The following is a 6,000-nucleotide window of genomic DNA, read 5'->3' on the forward strand; positions in this document are numbered from 1 at the left end:
TCTTTAATTTGCTCTGTAGTTGGAGTATTAAGTACCAAGGATCTGTAACGGTAGGCTTAATAGCTGGTCGCCCGTAGACGCGAAGTACCAAATAACGCCGATCAAACTAGACACTAGACCTACATACCAAAGGAAAGAAACTACTTGGCCATATCGATCTAGTGGTAATAAATGGCTATGGTGGCGCCCTCTCCATTCAAACAGGATTTCAACGCTACCCATAATCAATAAGAAACCAAACAGAGTTAGATTCAACTGATAACTAAGCACAACTCCAGCAACCGCGGCTGCGACACACAGAACGATACCGAGCACGCTGTTCATTGAAAAACTAATACTTTTTAGAACATGACCACCATCGAGAGGTAAAATTGGCAGCAAGTTGAATAAGTTTAGTAAGGCATTAAATACCGCAAGGCCAGCAAAGAACATCTCGCCTGTCACCCAATAAAAAACGGTAAACACAAGCGACAATATCAGCCCAAATAGAGGCCCCATAATTGAGATAACCACATCTTGCCATCGTGTATTAATCTTTTCATCAGAAAGTGCTAAGCCACCAAGGAATGGGATAAGATAAATACCTTTCGTTTTCATACCAAAGTATTTCATGGCTCTAATATGTCCATATTCATGGAACATCAAGCAAGCGATCAAGGCGAGAGCGAACTGGATAGAAAACAGCCACGAATATGCCGCCAAACTTGCAGATGCAAGCACTACTTTAATCAACTTAGCGCTCTTGAGCGCTTTCATTCCAAGCGATACTAACCCAATCAGACTAAAGCGCTTTTCAGGTTTAGGTGCCACAACCGGAGTTTGCTGCTCGATGTCTTTAGTATTACGGCTTCCTTCGGTGATGACTTTTCCGTTAACCAGCGCCTTATAAGCCATCTCAAAAGGTTGCCACTGAACCATAGACTCAACGTGACACTGCAACGTTTCTTCGCCAGAACGAAGCAAAAATGTGTGTGTACGCACATCACCGCCTTCCGAAGTCGCATCTAATTGAGACACTAATGTGTTGTCCCAAAATAGCTGCTGCCACCCTGCCATCGATCCTTCTAAACGAAGCGGTTTACCAAGAAACTCTATCGCGATTAATTCCAAACTATAAATTCCAATTAAAAGACCATCAAAATGAGCCGGTATTATGCCGATTTAGGGAATGGCGGTAAACAGAAACAAAATCGTTACATATTGAGCTGTTGAACACTATTTATACCGATATGGTGCATAAACGCTCTGGTCACACCTCCAACCACCAATAAATCATTGATTGAATTTATAATATTGATGTTAAAGTGCCGCCCCTTAAAAATATAAGTTCACAAAATAACAACTCTTTCTTTGACTTTATATAAAACATGAATTTAACATGCTGTTTACATTAGAGCTTCAACACCAAAAATGCTCAGTGTGTTTTCAAACAAGAATAATGAAATTTGATGCCCTAGGAGGGTCAAGGATGAAAACAATACAACGCTCTCTCGTTTCACTGTCGGTACTATTTGCATGTAATTCACTTGCCGCTGGCTTCCAAGTTGCTGAGCATTCAGCCTCAGGTCTTGGTCGCTCGTTCTCAGGTGAAGGTGCAGTAGCTGACAACGCGAGTGTACTAGCAAGAAACCCCGCCGCGATGACCCTATTTGATACAGCCCAGTTTTCAGGCGCGGTTTCTATCGTTGATCCCGAAGTTAACGTTTATGACGTAGATGCAAAAGAACATTCAAAAGACGTTGCCCCGTTACAAGTGGTACCTGCAGCTTATTATATTAGTCCGATCAATGAGAAGTGGGCTTGGGGTATTGGTATGTTCACCAACTATGGTGTTGCCACAGACTACCCTAATGATATAGCAGCTGGAGATATGGCTGGTGATACGTCATTACTATCTGTCAATTTAAACCCAAATATCGCTTACCGAATCAACAACTCATTCAGTATCGGGGGCGGTCTTAATCTCGTGTATGCGGAAGCAGAACTCACACGTCATAAAGGGGAGCTAAACAACTTTGTCGGCGGCAATGCATCTGACAACCTTATTGGCATGACAGGCGAAACTTTTGGCTACGGCTGGAACGTTGCAGCGATGTATGAACTAAACGCAAACAACCGTTTCAGCATTGGTTATCGTTCTAAAGTCGACCTTGATTTTGATGACGGGGAATTCACAAGTTATGACTCAGCTAGAGCAACTGCCCCAAAAGTTGATGGTCGCTTGCAAATTGAGCTACCTGCAATCATTGAACTATCGGCGTTCCACCAACTTAATGAACAGTGGGCTATCCATTACGGCTGGCAACAAACGGACTGGAGCACTTTTAAAGAGCTAAAAGCGACAAGCCCAGATTGTAATGATAATAGCGTAGCTGGACAGTGTTTCTACAAACCTGAAAAGTACGACGACAATAATAGATATTCAGTCGGTGCAACTTATAAGCTAAACACTCAATGGACAGTGAGAGCTGGCTACGCATATGACGAGCAAGCTGGCGAAGCAACGCTGAGTATCCCCGACAGTGATCGTATGTGGTACAGCGCTGGTTTTACTTACGTTTGGAGTGAAAACATGACAGTAGATGCTGGTTTTGCTCTTGTAGTGAGTGACGACGGCGAATTCACGGAAACAAATGGCGCCCAACAAGAAAAAACCTTTGAAGCTGAAGGTACAGCCTACCTTTCTTCAGTTCAGCTTAACTACACATTTAACTAATTCGGGATTTACTATGAAACGTAACTTTAAGATTTCTCTATTATGTTCCGCGATTCTGTTAGCAGGTTGTGGTGACAACACTGAGAGTTCAGGCACAAGTAATCAACAACTTGAAGCTTACCTAGAAACATCTTTAGCAAGAGCAACAACACAAAAAATGTTATTGCAAGGTAGCAATGCGTCTGTACCTTTAAATAATAACCTGTTGTTTGACTCCACAGATGGTACTTTAGCTATTCCAACTGGTGGGGACGATAGCATTTCGAATCCAAAAGCTGCACTCAATTATGCTGACGGCTTCTCGACAAGTATGCCTATTTATATCGAGTTTGAAGGTGATGGCTTCGGTGATGCTACTGGTATCGTTACTTCCGGTGTTACGCTGCTAAAGCTTTCTAAAAAGTTAACCGATACATCTTCAGCGGCTCAAATACCAACACCTGTATCTACTTCGGATTACACAGTTTACAAAACGGGTTCAAACTTAGCTATCGCACCGAATACTCCGTTTGATGAAAAGTCTGAATACTTACTTGTTATTACTGATGATGTGACAGATGTAAATGGAAACCCAGTAGGTACGTCCCAAAGCTATGCCGCACTGAAAACTGATACAAAAACGTACTCAACAGGTGATTTAGCCAGTGCTCAAACCCTGATCAAAGGCCAAGAAGCTATAGCTGCTGCCGTTGTAGATGCTAAGAAAATCGTCTATTCAGCTTGGTTCACCACAACCTCAGTAGGTGATGTACTTGCCTCTACTGCGTCATTAATCGGTGAAATGGTAGATGCAGGCGCGCCACTTTCTACATACTGGAATGGTAGTGCTAATCCAAATAATGTTGATTTAGCGAGCGCTTATAGTCTTGTTTTAGATTCATCATCAACGCAACCATTTGACACAGCAATTGCAGCTGATGCCAATTTTAAAAAATATCTCGGAGATAATGATGCGGCGGAAACTGCGACTTTAATCGGTGGCATCAAACTCCTTTACTCAAATGGCGGTATCAGCACTTCATCAGTAAATGTGACTAAAGGTACAGTCCAACTACCATATTTTCTTGAAACAGATCCGGCTAAATTTTCTACCACACCATTTGCATCAGCATTGGACAGTTTAGCGATCATAAAAAGTGCATTAACAGACAGCTCTACAAGCTCTTTTGTGGGTGGAGAATTGGTTAAACTGGGTCTAGATCCAACCAATCTTAGTGCTGATGATGTGACTACATTGATGGGGAAAACCCTTACCAAGGACGCAAGCGGCACTCCACTGGATAGTGAGCGCATTGTTACTCAGTATTCACCAATACCACAAATTAAATCACTCGAAGCTGTTGACGTCATTTTGTTTACACCGACAACAGGTACACCTTCAGGTGTCGTCATTTATCAGCATGGTATTACTACTGTAAAAGAAAATGCATATGCCTTCGCTGCTAATTTAACAGCACAGGGTCTTGCAGTTATAGCTATTGATCACCCGATTCACGGTTCTCGCTCACTTGCTGGCGGTGCGATATCGACTAACGATAATGCTCTTTACTATCTGAATCTAAATGCTTTACCTGTTGCCCGTGACAATATCCGTCAAAGTGCACTGGATGTAATTGGCCTTCGTATGGCCCTTGAAAAAGTGAGTAATGACTTTACGGGTACACCTTTAGCAAACGTAAGTGCGACTGATGCGAATGTTAAATTCATGGGGCATTCTTTAGGGGGGATTACTGGTTTTACTTCGGTAGCGACCGCCGAATTTGCTGGTACACATAAGTTTAGCTCTGCGGTATATGCCAATTCAGGTGGTCACATTGCTGAACTATTGTTTGCATCAAAAACCTTTGGTCCTGAAATTAAACACAATCTCGCGAAAGAGCTGAATGAAACTTATAAAAATTCAGTTGCAGCGGTGTGTGCAGCCAACAATATTAAAGATAGTGACTGTTATAGTGCTTTTGCACAAAGTAGCCCAGCAAGTGCAGCAGCAATTGAAGCTGAATTGGTAGCGTTTAAAGTAGCAGCTCAAACCCTAATTGACACAGTAGATCCTCATTCACTTGCTAATACTGAAGCTCTAGCAACGTTAAACTCGAGCTATCCAACGTTGTTGATACAGTCGCAAAATGATGAAACGGTGCCAAACAATGGTAGTGATGATAACGATGAACCATTGTCTTACACGGCTTCGTTTGTTGGTTCAGAAGGGTTAGATGCAACTTTAGGTTTAGATGACTCTACAAAAGCTAGCCCTTCAACTGGAAACCGCGTGTTTGTTCAATATAATGCTACAGCTAAGCATTCCACGATCATTGGGCCGCAAGCAGACCTTTCTGATGCCGCTCATACCCTATCGATGAGAGCTCAAGTAGCTGATTTCTTAGAATCGGATAGCCTTGATGCAGCAGCACCAGATGCTCTATTGGAATAAGTAAAACTTAAGTTTTTTCACTGAAATCAAATGCCAGCCTAACCGCTGGCATTTTTGTATCCGCAATTTTTACCAAAGCCTAGTTAACCGTTTGCATAAAACTTTAAAACACAAATGGTTGACCTCGACTAAAATTAATCAAGACAGAATACCGTACGACCTCTTTCTTTATTGTAAATAAAGTGGATAATACCCCCCGTAAATTAATACCTAATAAATGTGAGTCCATTATGTCTTCTGAAGCTACTATGCTAGAACGCTGCCAATCTAAATGTGAACTATGTGGTTCTGATTCTTCTCTTACTGCATACGCAGTACCGCCACACAGCCACGTAACAGTGGATCACGGCATCATGGTATGTGACAAATGTCTTGGTGAGATTGACGAGCCTAAAGATATTAACCACTGGCGCTGCCTAACTGACAGCATGTGGAGCCAAGAAGCCCCTGTCCAAGTAACAGCATGGCGCCAACTAACTCGTCTTAACTCAGAGAGCTGGGCTCAAGACGCGCTAGACATGATGTACATGGAAGAAGAAACATCTGTTTGGGCTCAAATCGGCATGTCTGCTGATGACAAACCCCTTGATGTAAACGGCGTTGAATTGAAGAAAGGTGACGACGTAACAGTCATTAAAGACCTACCTGTAAAAGGTACTAACCAAGTTATCAAACAAGGCACGGTGATACGTGGCATAAGCCTTGGCGACGATCCGAAGCTTGTTTCTGGTAAGGCAAACGGTGGTCAGTCAATGTATGTAATCGCTGAATACTGTCGTAAGAAATAGTTACTGTTTACAGCTCTAACTTTAAAAAGGCGTTCACATTTATCGAGCGCCTTTTTTTGTATCGG

Annotated in this window: 4 protein-coding genes; 3 read left to right on the plus strand and 1 reads right to left on the minus strand. The window is 42.4% G+C overall.

Going from position 1 to position 6,000, the window contains the following annotated elements; genetic code table 11:
- Window positions 1-27: 27 nt before the first annotated feature.
- Window positions 28-1,110 (minus strand): site-2 protease family protein, encoded by a 1,083-nt coding sequence (locus tag ACTRWI_RS17120; protein ID WP_499133021.1) that lies wholly within the window; start codon window positions 1,108-1,110, stop codon window positions 28-30.
- 358 nt (window positions 1,111-1,468) lie between these two features.
- Here ACTRWI_RS17120 and ACTRWI_RS17125 point away from each other — a divergent pair, with 358 nt between their 5' ends.
- The 3 genes from ACTRWI_RS17125 to ACTRWI_RS17135 all read left to right on the plus strand — a co-directional run bounded on the left by ACTRWI_RS17125 (window position 1,469) and on the right by ACTRWI_RS17135 (window position 5,935).
- Window positions 1,469-2,716 carry a porin gene (locus ACTRWI_RS17125; protein WP_499133022.1) on the plus strand — a complete coding sequence of 416 codons (1,248 nt, stop codon included), beginning with the start codon at window positions 1,469-1,471 and terminating at the stop codon, window positions 2,714-2,716.
- A gap of 13 nt (window positions 2,717-2,729) precedes the next feature.
- The gene (locus tag ACTRWI_RS17130; protein ID WP_499133023.1) at window positions 2,730-5,147 is read left to right on the plus strand and encodes a VolA/Pla-1 family phospholipase; all 2,418 of its coding nucleotides are present in this window, start codon (window positions 2,730-2,732) and stop codon (window positions 5,145-5,147) included.
- Window positions 5,148-5,377: 230 nt separating this feature from the next.
- The gene (locus ACTRWI_RS17135; RefSeq protein WP_004738048.1) at window positions 5,378-5,935 is read left to right on the plus strand and encodes a PhnA domain-containing protein; all 558 of its coding nucleotides are present in this window, start codon (window positions 5,378-5,380) and stop codon (window positions 5,933-5,935) included.
- Window positions 5,936-6,000: the final 65 nt, after the last annotated feature.

The sequence above is a fragment of the Pseudoalteromonas sp. G5_S1_14_S5 genome (assembly GCF_054968605.1).

Coding starts and splice junctions, on each gene's coding strand:
- ACTRWI_RS17125 (WP_499133022.1), top strand. CDS start 1,469: ATGAAAACAATACAACGCTCTCTCGTTTCACTGTCGGTACTATTTGCA.
- ACTRWI_RS17130 (WP_499133023.1), top strand. CDS start 2,730: ATGAAACGTAACTTTAAGATTTCTCTATTATGTTCCGCGATTCTGTTA.
- ACTRWI_RS17135 (WP_004738048.1), top strand. CDS start 5,378: ATGTCTTCTGAAGCTACTATGCTAGAACGCTGCCAATCTAAATGTGAA.